The sequence below is a fragment of the Bacteroidota bacterium genome, assembly GCA_018266835.1.
In the GTDB taxonomy this organism is placed as follows: Bacteria; Bacteroidota; Ignavibacteria; order Tepidaquicellales; family Tepidaquicellaceae; genus JAFDZO01.
Genome location: JAFDZP010000006.1, coordinates 85211 through 103647 on the forward strand (window position 1 = coordinate 85211; position 18437 = coordinate 103647).

Sequence of the window (18437 nt, forward strand, 5' to 3'; positions counted from 1 at the left end):
TTTTATAGATTATTTACTAATTCTTTAAATTTTGTACCGCGCTCTTCGAAGTTGTTGAACATATCGAAGCTCTTACATGCAGGTGAAAGAAGTACCGTATCCCCCGCTTCACTTGTTTTATATGAATAACTCACTGCGTCTTCGTAAGAATCTGCAACGTAAACTTTTTTAAAAGGGCTGAAAAAATTATTTATTTTATCTTTGCTTGAACCGACGGCAATAATCTCTTTCACTCTGTCATTCACTAAATCTTTCACGACATTATAATCGTTGTTTACATCTTTACCCCCAAGAATCAAAACAATATTTTTATCAAATGATTGTAACGCAACGATAAGAGCATCAATGTTTGTTGCTTTTGAATCATTGTAGTATGGCACTCCGTTCAATTCTCTTACAAATTCTATTCTGTGCTCAACACCTTTGAATTTCATTAAAGTTTCTTCTATTTCATCACATGAAATTCCGAATTTTTTGGCTGCAACTATTGCTGCAAGAACATTATAGACATTATGGTTTCCTTTGAGGTAAACATCTTTTCGTAATACTACATCGTCCAATTGATTTTTCTTTTTATCGAAATAATAAAGCATACCATTCATCAAATAAGCACCTGTATTGAAATCAGATTCATATAAATTTTCCATTACACTTATAGCAGCAATGTTTTTTTTATAATCTTTCAATTTGTCACGCAATATTTCATCATCATAGTTGTAAACAAGTAAATTATCACCCGATTGATTTGATGAAATCTTTAATTTTGCATTCAGATAATTTTCAAATGAACCGTGCCAATCAATATGGTCAGGTGTAATATTTAAAATTATTGCAACTTCAGGACTCAATGTCTCTATATCTTCTAACTGAAAACTGCTTAATTCAAGAACAACTATTGAATCTTTGGTAACATCATTTACAATTTCAGAAAAAGCTTTACCTACATTACCACATACGAAAGTCTTGTATCCTGCATTTTTAAAAATTTCTCCTATGAGAACTGTAGTTGTAGTTTTGCCATTAGTACCGGTAATTCCAATAATCGGAGCAGGACAAAACCAACTTGCAGCTTCAACTTCAGAATATATTTTTTTCTTTAAATCTCTTGCCTTCATTAAAATTTCTTTAGAAGGAGGAATGCCCGGACTTTTAATAATCACATCATAATCTAAAATAGAATCTGTAAATCCATTAGATTCGATTTTGAAATTATCTGATTCAATATTTAAACTGTTTGCATTCAATTCTTTTTCGTCCGTTAAGAGAACCTCTTTTGCTGCGTTATTTAATAACAATTTTGTAATTGCAATTCCGCTTCTTCCTGCCCCAAGCACTGCAAACTTTGTATTTTTAATCTCTTCCTGTTTCAAAAAACTTATCTGATTTTAAATGTTGCTAAAGCCATAATTGCAAGTATAACTGCTACTATGTAAAATCTTACCACTATCTTAGGTTCAGGAATTCCCTTCATTTCAAAGTGATGATGAAGCGGCGCCATTTTAAAAATTCTTCGTCCTTCACCGTATCTCTTTTTTGTGTACTTGAAATAATATCTTTGCAAAATAACGGATACTGTTTCTACGAAAAATATTCCGCCGAGCAGCGGTAATAAAAATTCTTTTTTAACAAGTATGCATAATGTTCCAATTGCGCCTCCCAATGCTAACGAACCCGTATCTCCCATAAAAACCTGTGCAGGATATGAATTGTACCATAAAAACCCGAGTGAAGCCCCTGCCAATGCAGTGCAATAAATTGCAAGCTCACCGTTACCTTTTAAATAAATTATATTCAGATATTTTGCTGCCTCAACGTTACCTGATACATATGCAATCACACCCAAAGTTAAAGCAACAATACCAACTGTTCCTGTAGCAAGACCATCAAGGCCGTCTGTTAAGTTTACAGCATTCGACATTGCTGTTATGATGAACACAACTATCGGTATATAGAAATATGAAAAATCAAATTCAAAATTTTTCAGAAAAGGAATTGTTGTAATCGAATTAATCTTATGAAACTCCGGCAGAAAATATACCAAGACTGCTACTATCAATCCTACTAAAAGCTGAAACATCAATTTATATTTTTCAACAAGACCTTTTTTATATTTTTTAATAACTTTTAAATAATCATCAAGAAATCCTACAGCTCCCAGCGAAATCGTCACAAACAACATTATTAAAACATATGTATTGCTCAAATCTCCCCATAACAAAACGGGAATTAAAACTGAAAGCAGAATAATAAAGCCGCCCATAGTGGGAGTACCTGCTTTTGACCAGTGAAATTTTGGTCCGTCTTCTTTCTTCGCTTCGCCGATTTGCTTTTTCTTCAGGATCTCAATTATTTTCGGCCCTATTACAAAACAAAAAAGCAGCGCTGTTATAGCAGCCATTGCAGAACGAAATGTGAGGAAACGAAATACATCAAATCCCGGAGGACTGAATTTTGCGTTTATCCATTCAGCTAATTTATAGAGCATTAGAATTTTGTATTAAGTTTTCCACAACTTCTTCCATTTTCATTCCGCGAGAACCTTTGACGTATATTACGTCATTTTTCTTAATGTTATTTTTAAGATGACTGATTAAATCAGTTTTCTTTTCAAAGTATAAATTATTTTTTACACCTTTTGCAGATTTGTATGTATTCAATGACTCAGGACCTGTTGTAAATAAATTTTCCAGTTTTAATTTTACCGCTAAACTTCCTATGTATGAATGTTCATTCTTGCTTGCTTTACCCAGCTCAAGCATATCCGAAAGTACTGCGTATTTATTTCCTTTTGTTTTAAACTCGTTGATTGTTTCTAATCCCATCTTTACGGAGTCAGGATTGCTGTTATAAGCATCATTTATAATTGTTAGTCCGTTCTTTATTATAACTTCCATTCTTTTTGAACTTGTCGGTTTAAACTCCTTTAAAGATTTTCTGATTTTCATAGGAGAAACATCGAAATATAATCCAGCGCTTGCTGCAGCTAAACCATTCACTACTGAGTGTTTTCCAAAAGTTGCCACTGTTACATTAAAAGAACTTTTTTTATAAGTAATATTCAACTCAGGTTCAAAATCTTTATTAAACTTTACAAACTTTCCTTTCACATCTGCTGACTTCTTATTTGAATAAGTAAATTTATTTTCTTTCTTTAACTTGTCTGAATATTTATTAATAAAATCGTCATCAACATTACAAAAGCAGACTGCGTTATTTTTTTTCAGATAGTCATATAATTCAAATTCTGCTTTAGCCACGCCTTTAGTTGTTTTGAAAAATTCTAAATGCTCTCTTCCTATATTTGTAATCATTCCATATTGAGGTTTAGCAATCTCACATAAATATTTTATCTCTCCAAAATGATTGCATCCGACTTCAAGAACTGCAAAATTATGTTTATCGTTTAATCTCAAAAGTGTTAAAGGCAGACCAATATGATTATTAAAATTACCTTCAGTTTTTAAGACGTTGTATTTTTGTGAAAGAACACTTGCTACTAAATCCTTTGTTGTCGTTTTACCATTGCTGCCGCCGATGCACAAAACGGGAATTCCAAACTTCTCCCTATGTTTTTGCGCGAAAGCACCAAGAGATAAAATTGTATCTGCAACAACTATAAAAGAACTATTTACAAAATCTTTTTTATTTTTTAAGAACCATTTCTTTTCAACTACTGCAAGCTTTACACCTTTTTTAAAAACATCCTTTAAATATTTATGACCGTCTGTATTTTCACCTTTTATTGCAAAAAAAATTTGATTTTCTTTTATTCTTCTGGAATCTATTTCCGCTGATTCAAAATTGTATTTTGCAACTTTCTCAATATTGTAAAATGCTTCCGTTTCTATTTTAAAAAAATCTTCTGCTCTTATCACTTTGCTAAGTAAGAATATTTTTGAACCATTTCTTTATCGTCAAAGTGCGACCTTACTCCGTTAATTTCCTGATACGTTTCATGTCCTTTACCGCAGATTAAAATTATATCACCTGCTTTACTCATTCTTATTCCTCTTTCAATTGCCGTCTCTCTGTTCTCATCTATTTCATAATTTTTATTCACAGCACCTTTACGAATCTCTTTAATAATATCCAAAGGTCTTTCATATCTTGGATTATCGGAAGTTATAATGGAAAAATCAGAAAGCTCTGTTGCGAACTTACCCATTACAGGTCTTTTTGTAGTATCTTTATTTCCGCCGCAGCCGAATATCGTAATCACTCTACCTTTTGGGCTGCCGTTTTTATTTTCATTGTTAACTATTTCTCTTGCTGATTCAATTGCGTTTTTCAACGAATCTGAAGTATGAGAATAATCTACTACTGCATATGCACCATTAGGTAATTCAATTTTATTAAATCTTCCGCTCACTCCCTCAAAGTTCTTCAATGAATTATTTATTGAATCATAACTTATGTCATAATTTCTTACGCAGGCAATGGATGCCAGCATATTATAAATGTTAAACTTGCCAGTGATATTAGAATTAATCTTAGCACCTTCATCTTTAATATCGAAACTCAACCCTTTTAAATCAAAGTTCGGATTTTCAGCTCTGTAGTCAGCATTATTATTTAACGCGTATGATATTTTTTTTGCTTTTGTATTTGCAAGAATTTTTTCACCGTAAATATCATCTAAATTTGTGATAGCATATGACTTCTCCGATAATCCGTCAAACAAAATCTTCTTTGCCTGAAAATAATTTTCCATGTTATGATGAAAATCTAAATGCTCACTTGTAAGATTCGTAAATATTGCCGAATCAAAATTCAGGCTGTACACTCTGTTCATCACCAATGCAATCGAAGAAACTTCCATCACGCAATACTGATAACCCTGCTTCACCATTTCACCTAACATAGAGCATATCTCCACTGATTCGGGAGTAGTTAATTTCGATTCAACTTTAAAATCACCTATCTGATAATCAATTGTTCCCAGCAATCCTGTTTTATATCCTGAGTTTTCTAAAAAAGATTTTATTAAATATGTTGTAGTCGTCTTTCCATTTGTTCCCGTTACACCAATCAGTTTTAATTTTTCCGATGGTAACTGATTATAAACATTTGCAAAAAGGGCCATTGTCTTCCTTGCATTTTTTACATGAAGAACATTCGCAGGAAGTTCATTTACATCTAAATCCACATCTGTTACAATCGCTTTCGCTCCGGATTCAATCGCAGATTTTATATACTTAGTACCGTCATCTTTCAAGCCCTTCAGTGCAAAGAAAATATAATTCTCTTTAACTTTTCTGGAATCGTATGCAAGCCCCTCTATAGGAAAATCATGATGAGGAGTTCCGCGTACATTTGTAATTGTTAGTAATTCCGAATAATTCACTTATCGTTAATTAATCTGCTTACAGAATAAAGTAATTTTTGAATTCGGAAGCTGCGAGCTTCCTGACTTCGGCATCTGGTCAATCACTTCACCACTGCCGTTAATATCTATATCAAATCCGCTTGCTGAAAGAACATTGATTGCTTTACGAAGACTGAACCCTTTTACATCGGGTACTTGTAAAACACTTTTCAATTCAACTTCTTTATTTTTAACAACAAGCTTTACTATTGTTTTAGTATTTATATCTACTTTTGAATTTGCACCCGGTTGTTGAGATTCAACAACTAAGAAATCATTCGCTTTGGAATTTTCAGGATAAACAATTTCACATGTCAGCTTTAAATCTCTTAAAATATCTTTTGCATCTTCCAATCTTAAATTCATAAGATTAGGAATCAGAATAAAATTATTCGACACATTCGAGACATTTACATCGGTAGTTTTATTATCAAACTTTGGTTCATTCAGATTTAAATTTCCTGAGAAACCTATTATTTTTTCTGCAATTCTTTTAAAAACAGGTGCGGCAACTTTACCACCGTAAAACTGTCCGCCTTTAGGGTCATCAAGAATTACCGTAATCAAAAACTGCGGATTATCTGCAGGAAAAAATCCAACAAATGAACCCGTATGCGATCCCGATGAGTGCTTTCCGTCAACAACTCTTTGTGCCGTACCTGTCTTTCCCGCAATTTTTACTCCGTCAATTCTTGCATCGGTAGCTGTGCCTGTTTCAACAACTCCAATCATTAAAGTAGAAAGAAGTTTAGCAGTATTCTGAGAAATCACCTGACGGATTTCAACAGGATTGTTTTCAAAAATTGTTTTACCGTCTAGTGCCGTCTCTTTTTTTATTATGTATGGCTTTAATAGAACTCCGTTGTTTGCAATGGTAGAATATGCGCTTGTAAGCTGCATAGCGTTAATCAATACTTCGTATCCTATAGCCATATATGGCAATGATATCGGAGAAAAATCTATCGGGCGTTTTAACATTCCCCTGTTCTCTCCCGGCAATTCTACTCCGGTTGAAATACCAAAACCAAAGTCACGGGCGTATTTATAAAATCTTTCGGGACCAATCTTATATGAGATTTTCATAAATCCAATGTTACTTGAATTCTCAAGTACCTGCTGAAAAGTCATCGATGCTGCTTTGTGTTCATCTTCCATCGTAACATTGTTTGCCAGTGAATAATGACCATTCTCAGTGTTTATCAATGTCATTTTATCTACCAGCTTTTCTTCAAGCGAAGCAGCCGCTGCTACGACTTTAAAAGTCGAGCCCGGCTCATAAACATCGCAGATAGCTTTGTTTGTAAATCCTGCAGTATCGGAAACCTGAATGTTATTCGGATCATACGAAGGATATGATGACATACCCAGTATCTCACCTGTCTTTACATTTGTAATAATTACTTTACCGCCCTTTGAATCAGTTTCTTTAACACCTCTTTCTAATTCTTCTTCTGCGAACTTCTGAATATTTATATCAAGCGTAAGCACAACATTATTACCGTTAACAGGTTCCCTCTTTGGGATATCCATGTTCGGTTTATACTGTCCCTTTCCGTCTCTCTGCATAATCACAAAGCCGTCTTTACCTGCAAGCTCGCTTTCCATTGACTGCTCTACACCGCTGAGTCCTGCGCCTTCGAGATTTGTATACCCAAGCACCTGTGCAGCAAGTCTTCCATAGTTATAAACGCGCTTAGGTTCCTTGAGAACAATTAATCCGTCAAAGTCAGCGCTATCAAGACCCTGAATATTTGCTACATCAGCTTTTCTTTCTAAATAAACAAAGGAAGTACTTTTATTTGTAAGCTTTGCTAAATATTCGTTCCTGTCTTTTTTGAAAACTCTTGCAAATACATTGGCAATCGAATCAGGCTTTGTAACCATCGTAGGATCTACAGCGAAAGAATACTGAAGCGAATTGGAGACAAGCACATTCATATTCCTGTCATATATAAGTCCGCGCGAAGGAGAGATTTTTATTTTCTCTTCGTACTGCTTCCTTGCCGCAATTTTATACTTGGCAGAATTAATTATCTGAACGTTAATTAATTTAAAAAGTATGATTGTGAAAATAAGAAGGAATACGAACGAAATAAAACCGACTTTCGCACGGAAGCTTGAACAATAACTCAGGAATTTTTTAAATGACTCCAATAAAGTAGATTATTTTTTAATACAATTCCGATTTATTTACTATAATTTTATTCTTGTCGGTAAATGCCCCTTCGCGAACATCAATCTTCAGCTTTTCATTCGAAATAGATTTTATTCTTTCAAAGCTGCTTAATCGTTCAATTTCAGTTCTTAATATATCATTCGACTGCGAAGTTTTTTTAATCTCTTCTTTAATTGCGTTGTTTCGGGAAGCGAGGGTATTTACATAAATTATATTATTGATATAAAGCACAAGCAATACGCAGATAACAGAAAATGCAATCAGCGTATTGAATAAAGAAAGTTTCTTTTTATTTTTTGCAGCTTTATTTCTCAATTTACATTCAGATTAATTCTTTCTGCGCATCTTAACTTTGCGCTTCTTGCCCGCGAGTTGGATTTTATTTCCTGAAAGCCGGGCATTATAGATTTCTTTGTTAAAATTTTCAGTTTGGGGGTTACAGCTTCATCAAAAAACGGATTATCAGTCTTTCTGAAATTTGCAGACATCTCACGAAAGAAATTTTTTGTTATCCTGTCCTCAAGCGAATGATAAGAAACAACGACTAATCTTCCGCCTTCGTCTAGCATATCCAGTGAATCTTTCAGAACTTTTTTAAGATTATCCATTTCATTATTTACTTCTATTCGTAAAGCCTGAAATATTTTTGATAAAAATTTTATTGTATTCTTTTTATCAATTTTGTATCCTTCTTCAATCAGAGTTACTACATCAAAAGTCGTTCTAAACTTTTTCTCTTTTCTTCTCTCTATAATAGCATCTGCAAGCCTTCTTTCATTTCCGACTTCGCCGTACTCTTCAAATATTCTTATCAGGTCTTCTTTCGTTGATGAGTTCAGAATATCCGCTGCAGTCATGTTATCTTTCTTAAAAGCTCTCATATCCAGCTTAGTGTCTTTCATGTAGCTGAATCCTTCTTCATTTTCTATCTGATGAGAAGAGAGACCAAGGTCAAGAACAAGCCCTGTGATTTTTTTTATTCCGTTTTGTAAAAGAACTGTTTTTAAATCGGCAAAATTGTTGTTTACAAATTTTACCTTATCGCCGAATTTCTCTAATCTTTTTTTTGAGTACTCAAGCGCCTCTAAATCCTTATCGAAACTTACCAGCAAATCATTATCGCCAAGTTTATTAAGAATAGCTTCGGAGTATCCCCCGCCGCCTAATGTCCCGTCAACAATAATTTGTTTTTCTATTTTATCGTTGAAGAGATATTCTAAAACTTCATTTAAAAGAACAGGTGTATGAAAAAATTTATTTTCAGTGTTCTCTGACATTACAAGCGTATGTCTATATTGAACTCAGAAATTTTTTCTGCAAGCTCATTGTATTGTATCGGCTCTGTGCTCTCAAGTTTTTCTTTTGTTTTCGGATTCCAGATTTCAATACTTTCTATCGTACCAATAATTTCAATTTCCTTTTCAAAATTTGCGAACTGCATAAGTTGCGGCGGAATTAAAATTCTTCCCTGTGAATCTATCTCTACTTCATTTACATAAAATAAAATCTCACGCACAAATTTTCTTGCGTTTGCCTGCATTGTATTTAGTTGCAGCAAGCCGTTCATTACTTTTTCGTCCCAGGTATTTTTCGGATATAGTTTTATACAGTCATCAATTCCTCTTGTTAAGATTAATTGATTGCTGCATTCAATAGGAATATTTTTCCTGAATTTAGCAGGAAGAATGAACCTTGATTTTGCATCGAGACTTATTTTAGAATATCCCTGAAACAATGTTTAATTTTGATTGATTTTAGGCGTTTTTAGCTTGTGGATAAATACACCACTTTCCTCCACTTTGCTCCACCTGTATACAAAAATAGGCAAAATAAATGAAAAGTCAAATAAAATTATTATGCAGAAAAAATTTTATTTTTTAAGTTATTGATATGTCTGCAATTTCTAATTCGCAGATTTTTTATGATGAGTGAGGTATGGATTTATAGCGTTTTATAACTTATATTAAAAGCCCATAAATAGAAAGGGCATTATTCATATTGGATAAATTTATGGTCTATATTCATCTGTTAAAGAAACTTACAGAGTCCCTGGTTTTAATTTTCTTCAAACCATAACTTTCTTCCCATAATTCAATTGATACTTCGCCGTTGCTCTCTCCTTTATTAATAAGTAATTCATTACCTGTTTTTTTAAAAGTATAAATTTTCTTGGTCAGCTTGCCTTCTATGTGATCTATATAAAAAACATCCTTTTCTATCTTTACTCCTTCTTCTGAACTAATGAAATACACGTAATTATAATAATCAAATAACGGATTTAATCCGTCAAGCAAATATATTTCATTTTTATCTGTATCAATTATTTCTTTAAAAACTGAATTATGATAAATCTCAAGCTTGTTAACATCAATTTTTCTTAATCTTACTGAAGACTCTTTTCCATTTGCTTTAAATACAATTTGAGTTCTAATATAACCTTCGGGAGAAATTGTGAAAGTACATTCCTGTTTGAAATCCTTTTCTTCAGTACGCTTAAAAATACTTTCCATTTTTACAGTGACTATTCTTTCAGAAAAGGTCTGTGTAAATAATTGAGTTTGTATATGCTCGCCCTTCAAAAATAATTCGCATGTGAATCTTATATTATTATCTTCCAAAGTTATTTCTTTTGCTTCAATAATGTATCTGAATTTTTGAACAAAAAAAAAGGCGGAACAAACGTCCCGCCTTATTATATGAATTACAGTTTATGTATTATGCTTTTATTTTCTCTTCTGTTTCTACTTCTGCTTCTTCTGCAGCAGTAATTTTTTCAGAGAATGTATGTTTGTTCTGTACAACTAAGTCTTTATATTTTCTTAATCCTGTACCGGCAGGTATTAACTGACCGATAATAACGTTTTCTTTCAGTCCTAATAAGTTATCAACTTTTCCTTTGATGGAAGCGTCTGTAAGAACTTTAGTTGTTTCCTGGAACGATGCAGCTGAGATAAAGCTGTCCGTAGTAAGCGAGGTCTGTGTAATACCAAGCAATACAGGTTCTGCAGTTGCAGGCATTGCCTCTCTTGTTTTTACTATAGCTTTTTCTTTTTTCTTAAGAGCAGCATTTATTTCTTTTAATTCTTTTTTACCGATTAGCTGTCCTAAGTAAACTTCTTTGCTGTCGCCGTTTTCAGTTACAACAACCATTCCTTTTAATCCTTCATTTTCATCAGAGAATACATTCTTATGGATTACATCGCCTTCAAGAATTCTTGTATCACCCGGGTCTGTAACTTTAACTTTTTGAAGCATCTGACGAACAATAACTTCGATGTGCTTATCGTTAATTTTTACACCCTGAATTCTATAAACTTCCTGAATTTCGTTTACAAGATATTCCTGAACTTCAGCAACACCTTTGATCTTAAGAATGTCAATCGGATCGTAAGCGCCGCCTGTAAGCTGCTCGCCTGCTTTCACGATATCACCGTGTCTTACTAGAATATGTTTTCCAATTGGAATTTTATAATCACGTGATTCAGAACCGTCGAGCGAAACAATTTTAAGCTCTCTGCTACCTCTTGTGATTTTTCCGATTTCAACTTTACCGTCGATTTCAGCAATCTTCGCAGGATCGTTCGGGCTTCTTGCTTCGAATAACTCAGTTACTCTTGGCAGACCGCCTGTAATATCCCTTGTTTTACCGGAATCTTTCGGAATCTTAACTATAATTGTACCTGCTTTTACTTCCTCGCCGTCATTAACAAGCAAGTTAGCTTTTACAGGAATTAAATATGTTGAAAGTAATTTTTCACTCTTCAGACTCTTGATTTGAAGTGTCGGAGATTTGGTTTTATCTCTTGACTCAATTACAATTTTCTGATAGTGACCTGTCTGATCGTCTCTTACCTGTTCGTATTGTTTTCCTTCCTGTAAATCTGCATATGATATTATACCATCATCTTCTGCAACGATAACAGTATTGTATGGATCACTTTCGTAAAGGATAGTGTTCTTCTTCACTTCATCTTTATTGCGTACCATAAGCACTGCGCCGTAAGGTACAGAGTATCTGGATAGCTGATTATTATGACTGTCAAGAATTACAATAAATCCGTTTCTGCTTAATGATACCAATGAAGTTCCTGCAACACCTTTGTATTCAACAAGCTTTAAGTTTTCAAACTTAACTTTACCGTCGAACTTAGTTGGTGTTTGTGATTGTGTAATGATCTTAGAAGCAGTACCACCGATGTGGAATGTTCTGAGTGTAAGCTGTGTTCCCGGCTCACCGATTGACTGCGCTGCAATAATACCTACAGCTTCACCTACTTCAACCATTTTACCGGTTGCAAGATTTCTGCCGTAACATTTTACGCAAACACCTCTCTTGGTTTCGCATGTTAACACTGAACGGATTTCAACGCCTGTTATCGGAGACTCTTCAATAAGGTCTGCGATCTCTTCTGTGATTTCCTGTCCTGCTTTTACTAATACTTCATTGTTTATCGGATTGATAACATCGTGCGCAACTACTCTACCTAATATTCTTTCTTTCAACGGCTCTTTAATTTCTTCACCGTCTTTTAATGCTTCTGTATATACACCTCTTTGTGTTCCGCAATCAATTTCATTGATGATAACATCCTGCGCAACGTCAACAAGTCTTCTTGTTAAATATCCTGCATCAGCAGTTTTTAAAGCTGTATCAGCAAGACCTTTTCTAGCTCCGTGAGTTGAAATAAAGTACTCAAGGATTGAAAGACCTTCTTTGAAGTTTGCGATAATCGGGTTCTCGATGATTTCACCCGCTTGTCCTGTTAAGGATTTCTGCGGTTTCTGCATAAGACCTCTCATACCTGCAAGCTGTGACACCTGCTCTACCGAACCTCTAGCACCGGAGTCAATCATCATATGTAATGAGTTGAAACCGTTCTTTGAGCGTTTCAGGTTGAACATGAGTTCGTTTCTGATGTGGTCACGAACGTGCGTCCAGATATCGATAACTTTGTTATATCTTTCGTTTTCAGAAATGATACCTCTTTGTTTCGATTTTTCAATTGTCTCTACTCTCTTATATGCATCTTCAATAATCTTTGTCTTTGTTTCAGGTACTTCGATGTCATCGATATTTACTGAAAGACCGCCCATTGTTGCAAACTTGAATCCTACTTCTTTTAATTTATCTAAGAAGATAGCTGTTTCAAGATTACCAACGGTCTTATAAATATTGCCGATGATTTCAATAATTTTTTTCTTCTTGAGCAAATCATTGATGTACGGCATTCCTTCAGGAACGATTTCATTGAAAATAACTCTGCCTGTGGTAGTGTCAATAATTTTTCCTTTAATTCTTACTTTTATCTGAGCATGAAGTCCTAATTTTTTCGATTCATAAGCCATCTTTACTTCCATAGGTGAAGAGAACATTTTTCCGTGTCCAACGTCATCAGCTAATTCTTTTGTCAGGTAGTAAGCGCCTAAAATTAATTCCTGGTTAGGAATACATGTAGGGTTACCGTGCTGAGGTGAAAGAATATTGTGTGATGAAAGCATTAAGATAGATGCTTCTAATTGTGCTTCTGATGAAAGCGGTACGTGAACTGCCATCTGATCACCGTCAAAGTCAGCATTAAATGCGATACAAACAAACGGATGAAGTCTGATAGCTTTACCCTCTACAAGTACCGGCTGAAAAGCCTGAATACTAAGTCTGTGAAGAGTTGGAGCTCTGTTCAGCAATACAGGATGTCCGTCGATAACATTTTCAAGGATGTCCCATACTTCCGGTGTTCTTTTATCGATTAATTTCTTTGCGCTTTTAACTGTCTTTACATAATCTCTGTCAATAAGTCTTCTGATAACGAAAGGCTTGAATAATTCCAAAGCCATATCTTTAGGAAGACCGCACTGATGAAGTTTCAATTCAGGACCTACAACGATAACCGAACGACCGGAATAGTCAACACGTTTACCTAGTAAGTTTTGTCTGAATCTTCCTTGCTTTCCTTTTAATATATCCGATAAAGATTTTAATGCTCTGTTCTCAGATTTTACTGCAGTCACTCTTCTTGAGTTATCAAGTAAAGCGTCAACAGCTTCCTGAAGCATTCTCTTTTCGTTTCTTAAAATTACTTCCGGAGCTTTGATATCAAGAAGTCTTTTTAATCTGTTGTTTCTGATTATAACTCTTCTGTATAAATCGTTTAAGTCAGAGGTAGCAAATCTGCCGCCTTCTAACGGAACCAATGGACGAAGCTCAGGCGGAATCACCGGGATTACGTCAAGAACCATCCATTCAGGTCTGTTAGGTTTGGAGCCTTCTTTTGTACGGAAAGCTTCAAGCACTCTTAATCTTTTTATATTTTCAGCTTTCTTTAATGCTGAAGGATCTTCTTTTAATTCCTGTCTTAAGCGTGAAATATCTTCAATGATATTTACTCTTCTCAACAATTCTTTTATTGCATCACCGCCCTGGCCATACACAAATTTCTTAGGATTATCATCGTCTAAATTTCTTTCTTCATCTGTCAGTTTATCCAAAGCATCGTTAAGTTCTTCTTCACTGATGAGCTGCTGCTTTTTAAAGCCGGTATTACCGACGTTAATTACAACGTAGCTTTCATAGTAAATGATTCTTTCAAGGTCTTTCGATGAAAGCCCGAGAACGTGACCGATCTTTGACGGAAGTGAACGGAAGAACCAGATATGAACAACAGGAACGCACAATGTAATGTGTCCCATTCTTTCTCTTCTTACGCTCTTAAGATTTACTTCTACACCGCATCTATCGCAAACTATACCTTTGTATCTGATGCCTTTGTATTTTCCGCAGTGACATTCCCAGTCCCTTACAGGACCAAAGATTTTCTCACAGAACAAACCGTCTTTGTCCGGTTTGAAAGTTCTGTAGTTAATTGTTTCCGGTTTTAATACTTCACCAAATGATTTAGATATTATAGCATCGGTAGAGGATAAATTGATTGAGATTTTGGTAAATCTTTTTCTTTTGAATTCCGGTTTAAAAGCCATTTTATAGTTACCTCTTTTTAAATTTTGTTTGACGAAGCAGATTCAACATCTGCCGAATTTACTTTACTATTCCGGTACGATATCTAAGCATAATCCCTGTAACTCTTTCATCAATACATTGAAGGATTCCGGAACCCCTGCTTCAGGCAGGTTATCACCTTTAATGATCGCTTCATATACTCTGCTTCTTCCGTTTACATCATCGGATTTATATGTGAGCATTTCCTGTAATACGTGCGATGCGCCGTATCCTTGTAATGCCCAGCACTCCATCTCTCCGAATCTCTGACCGCCGAACTGTGCTTTACCGCCAAGTGGCTGCTGAGTAATAAGTGAGTATGGCCCGATAGACCTTGCGTGGATCTTATCATCAACTAAGTGAGAAAGCTTCAGCATATAGATCTGACCGCATGTAACTTCCTGGTCAAATCTTTCGCCTGTTCTTCCGTCGTATAAATATGTTCTTGAGTTGGCTGAAAGTCCTGCCTTTACTAATATTTCCTGAATCTGCTCTACTGATGCGCCGTCAAAAATAGGAGTAGCGAATTTCACGCCCATTAATTTAGCTGCCCATCCTAAAGCTGTTTCATAAAGCTGTCCAAGATTCATTCTCGATGGAACACCAAGCGGATTCAATACGATATCCACAGGTGTGCCGTCTGGTAAGAATGGCATATCTTCCGGCGGTACGATTTTAGAAACAACACCCTTATTACCGTGTCGTCCTGCCATCTTATCACCTACTGATAATTTTCTTTTCTTGGCAACATATACTTTAGCAAGTTTCACTACACCGGTTGGCAATTCATCACCGAGTGTAACTTTAACTTTTAATCTCTTATATCTTTCTTCTATCTCGTTGAACTTGTATGTATAGTTCTTGTAGATATCAGGAATTAAAGCCGCGGCTTTTTTATTCGATGTCCATTCAGTATCGTAATCAAAATTATTTACATCAAATCCTTTGTTATCAACTAAGTCAACAAATGTATCTCTCTTGAATGAATAGCCTGCTTTAAATATTACGTTTCCTTTTTTATCTCTTACAGTTGATGCTTCTTTATCTTCAAGTAAGATTCCGAGTTTTTCAGCATACTTTACATTCAGGTCTTTTATTTCTTTCTTTCTGTCAGCTTCGTATTTATCAATTTTCTTCTTCTCTTCGCGTTTGCTTTCTGTATCTCTTGTCTTTCTTGAGAATAATTTTTTATTGATAACTATTCCTTTTAGTCCCGGAGTAGCTTTCAATGATGCATCTTTTACGTCACCTGCTTTATCACCGAAGATAGCTCTTAAAAGTTTTTCTTCAGGTGTCGGTTCGGTTTCACCTTTAGGTGTTACTTTACCGATAAGGATGTCGCCTTCTTTTACTTCAGCGCCGATTCTTACTATACCGTTCTCATCTAAATCTTTTGTTGCTTCTTCACTTACGTTCGGAATTTCCTTTGTAAGCTCTTCTTCACCTCTCTTAGTATCTCTTACTTCTAATGAGAATTCTTCGATGTGAATAGAAGTGTAGATATCTTCAGATACAACTTTTTCACTGATAACAATAGCATCTTCGAAGTTGTAACCGTTCCATGGCATAAATGCTACAAGAACGTTTCTTCCAAGTGCAAGCTCACCGTTTTGTGTTGATGAACCGTCAGCAAGGATATCGCCTTTCTTAACTTTCTGACCTTCAAATACTCTTGGTCTCTGGTTAATAGATGTATCCTGGTTTGTTCTTAAGAATTTAACTAACTGATGCTCAACAACTCTCTTATCATCAAAGCTCAATAAATTTTCTTCACTGTCTTCTCTTATGTTGTAACGGACAATAATTCTATCGCCTGTTACTGATTCAACAACTCCGTCTGCTTCTGCAGTTATCATTGTTCTTGAATCTCTTGCAACTATTTCTTCAAATCCTGTTCCTACTAATGGTGCTTCAGGTCTGAGCAAAGGCACAGCCTGACGCTGCATATTACTACCCATCAGCGCTCTGTTAGCGTCATCATGTTCTAAGAACGGAATCAATGCTGCTGCAGCAGATACGATCTGATTTGTTGCAACATCCATATAGTCAACTTCTTCAGGTTTTAATACCGGGAAGTCACCTTTATTTCTTGATTTTACTTTTGCGTTTACGAAGTCTCCGTTGCTTTTTACACCTTCATTAGCCTGAGCGATTTTATACATATCTTCTTTTTCAGCAGATAGATATTCGATTTCGTCAGTAACTTTTGATTTTGTAACTTTTCTGTAAGGAGTTTCGATGAATCCGAGTTCATTCACTCTTGAGTGAATACACAATGAGGAGATAAGACCGATGTTCGGACCTTCCGGTGTTTCAATCGGGCAAAGTCTGCCATAGTGTGTATAGTGAACGTCACGAACTTCAAAGCCCGCTCTTTCTCTCGAAAGACCGCCAGGTCCAAGAGCACTAATTCTTCTTTTATGGGTCATTTCCGATAACGGATTTGTCTGATCCATAAACTGAGAAAGCTGCGATGTTCCGAAGAACGATGCAAGCGCGCTTGTAATAGGTCGTGAGCTGATCAGCTTCGAAGGAGTTAAATTCTCTTCGTCGTGAATGCTCATTTTGTCTCTGATAGTTCTTCCCATTCTTGAAAGACCAAGAGCGAACTGTGATGCTAACTGCTCAGCAACTGTTCTTACTCTTCTGTTTCCAAGGTGGTCGATGTCATCAACTTCTTTTCTGTTATCAACTAAATCTCTTATGTATTCAATAATTGAAACGATGTCTTCTTTTGTAAGGATCGTAATATGCTCATCAATATTTAAACCGAGTTTGTAGTTAATTTTGTAACGTCCTACATTTCCTAAATCGTATTTCTTCGGGTTGAAGAATAATTTTTCAATGTAAGATTTTGCACTTTCAGCTTCGCTTTCAGACATAGATACGTCTGATTTTCTTCTTCTTCCTTCGGGTTTATCTTCATCAACTACTTTTTCTACTAAGCTGTCGCTTTCCTCGTCATCGCTGATTATGGTATTATATATAATTTTTTCACCCTCTGTAGGCTCTGCCTTTAAGAGAGGAATATTTTTTAATTTTGAATGAACAATTAAATTTAAATGGTCTTCATTTAATTTAGTGTTCGCTGGAATTCCTAAATCGTCACCTGTATTTTTATCAATTACATTTTCCAATACAATTCTATCCATGTAATCTGCATAATTTGCATCGGTGATATTTGCATATTCAACTAAATTGAAAAGTTCAAGCATCTTTGAATGCTCGTTTAATCCGAGGGCTTTTAATAAAGTCGAGAAATAGAATTTCTTTTTTCTATCGATATATGCGAATAATAAGTCATTGATATCGGTCGTGAATTCAACCCATGAACCCTTGTAAGGAATTACCCTTGCAGAATATAATTTTGTTCCGTTCGCGTGAACCGACTCGCTGAATACAACACCCGGTGATCTGTGAAGCTGGCTGACGATAACGCGTTCAGCTCCGTTAATAATAAACGAACCTCTGTGAGTCATGTACGGCAAATTACCGAGATACACTTCCTGCTCAATGAAATAAGTATAATCTTTTGCGGAAGCGGTCGGCTTTGTCGAGAGACGCAGTTTTGCTTTAACAGGAACAGCATAGGTTAACCCCTGCTCCTGACACTCTATCATATTATATGGCGGTTTCTCGATATTGTACTCGATAAACTCCAATAATGCTGTCTCACGTGAATCAGAAACCGGAAAATTATCCTCGAATACTTTCTGAAGCCCGACTGATTTTCTTCGGCTAACAGGAACATCTTCCTGAAGAAAATCTTTGTATGACTGCACCTGAACATTCAGAAGATCCGGCGGATCGCTCTGAAGGTCCATTTGTGAAAATGTTAATCTGTTATTCTTATGATTTAAAGGTCTGACTTTGAGATCTTTATAATCCATCTGGTTTTTTCC

Annotated in this window: 11 protein-coding genes; all 11 read right to left on the reverse strand. The window is 35.3% G+C overall.

Features of this window, described 5'->3' with window-relative positions; translation table 11 throughout:
* Positions 1-2: 2 nt before the first annotated feature.
* Complete coding sequence (gene murD, locus JST55_15970) at positions 3-1370, reverse strand: UDP-N-acetylmuramoyl-L-alanine--D-glutamate ligase (GenBank protein ID MBS1495008.1); 1368 nt, start codon at positions 1368-1370, stop codon at positions 3-5.
* 5 nt (positions 1371-1375) lie between these two features.
* The gene (locus JST55_15975; protein ID MBS1495009.1) at positions 1376-2485 is read right to left on the reverse strand and encodes a phospho-N-acetylmuramoyl-pentapeptide-transferase; all 1110 of its coding nucleotides are present in this window, start codon (positions 2483-2485) and stop codon (positions 1376-1378) included.
* Complete coding sequence (locus tag JST55_15980; GenBank protein ID MBS1495010.1) at positions 2475-3875, reverse strand: UDP-N-acetylmuramoyl-tripeptide--D-alanyl-D-alanine ligase; 1401 nt, start codon at positions 3873-3875, stop codon at positions 2475-2477. Before JST55_15980 ends, JST55_15975 begins: the two co-directional genes overlap by 11 nt.
* Positions 3872-5344 carry a UDP-N-acetylmuramoyl-L-alanyl-D-glutamate--2,6-diaminopimelate ligase gene (locus JST55_15985; protein MBS1495011.1) on the reverse strand — a complete coding sequence of 491 codons (1473 nt, stop codon included), beginning with the start codon at positions 5342-5344 and terminating at the stop codon, positions 3872-3874. The genes JST55_15980 and JST55_15985 overlap by 4 nt, the downstream gene beginning before the upstream one ends.
* Positions 5345-5350: 6 nt before the next feature.
* Complete coding sequence (locus JST55_15990) at positions 5351-7519, reverse strand: PASTA domain-containing protein (GenBank protein MBS1495012.1); 2169 nt, start codon at positions 7517-7519, stop codon at positions 5351-5353.
* A 16-nt stretch (positions 7520-7535) separates the two neighbouring features.
* The gene (locus JST55_15995; protein ID MBS1495013.1) at positions 7536-7856 is read right to left on the reverse strand and encodes a hypothetical protein; all 321 of its coding nucleotides are present in this window, start codon (positions 7854-7856) and stop codon (positions 7536-7538) included.
* Entirely contained in the window at positions 7853-8818 is a 966-nt protein-coding gene (gene rsmH / locus JST55_16000) for a 16S rRNA (cytosine(1402)-N(4))-methyltransferase RsmH (protein MBS1495014.1), read from the reverse strand. The genes JST55_15995 and rsmH overlap by 4 nt, the downstream gene beginning before the upstream one ends.
* Positions 8818-9276, reverse strand: a complete 459-nt coding sequence (gene mraZ / locus JST55_16005) for a division/cell wall cluster transcriptional repressor MraZ (protein ID MBS1495015.1) — start codon at positions 9274-9276, stop codon at positions 8818-8820. The genes rsmH and mraZ overlap by 1 nt, the downstream gene beginning before the upstream one ends.
* Positions 9277-9562: 286 nt before the next feature.
* Positions 9563-10159, reverse strand: coding sequence for a hypothetical protein (locus JST55_16010; GenBank protein MBS1495016.1), 597 nt, complete (start codon positions 10157-10159; stop codon positions 9563-9565).
* Between the two features lie 97 nt (positions 10160-10256).
* On the reverse strand, positions 10257-14516 hold the full coding sequence (rpoC, locus tag JST55_16015; GenBank protein ID MBS1495017.1) for a DNA-directed RNA polymerase subunit beta': 4260 nt from the start codon (positions 14514-14516) through the stop codon (positions 10257-10259).
* Between the two features lie 66 nt (positions 14517-14582).
* Positions 14583-18425: a DNA-directed RNA polymerase subunit beta gene (gene rpoB, locus JST55_16020; GenBank protein MBS1495018.1), complete on the reverse strand. Its 3843-nt coding sequence runs from the start codon at positions 18423-18425 to the stop codon at positions 14583-14585.
* Positions 18426-18437 lie beyond the last annotated feature (12 nt).

Excerpts from the sequence above, each read along its gene's own strand:
- rpoC (MBS1495017.1), bottom strand. The coding sequence starts at position 14,516 with ATGGCTTTTAAACCGGAATTCAAAAGAAAAAGATTTACCAAAATCTCA.
- rpoB (MBS1495018.1), bottom strand. The coding sequence starts at position 18,425 with ATGGATTATAAAGATCTCAAAGTCAGACCTTTAAATCATAAGAATAAC.
- rsmH (MBS1495014.1), bottom strand. The coding sequence starts at position 8,818 with ATGTCAGAGAACACTGAAAATAAATTTTTTCATACACCTGTTCTTTTA.
- JST55_15975 (MBS1495009.1), bottom strand. The coding sequence starts at position 2,485 with ATGCTCTATAAATTAGCTGAATGGATAAACGCAAAATTCAGTCCTCCG.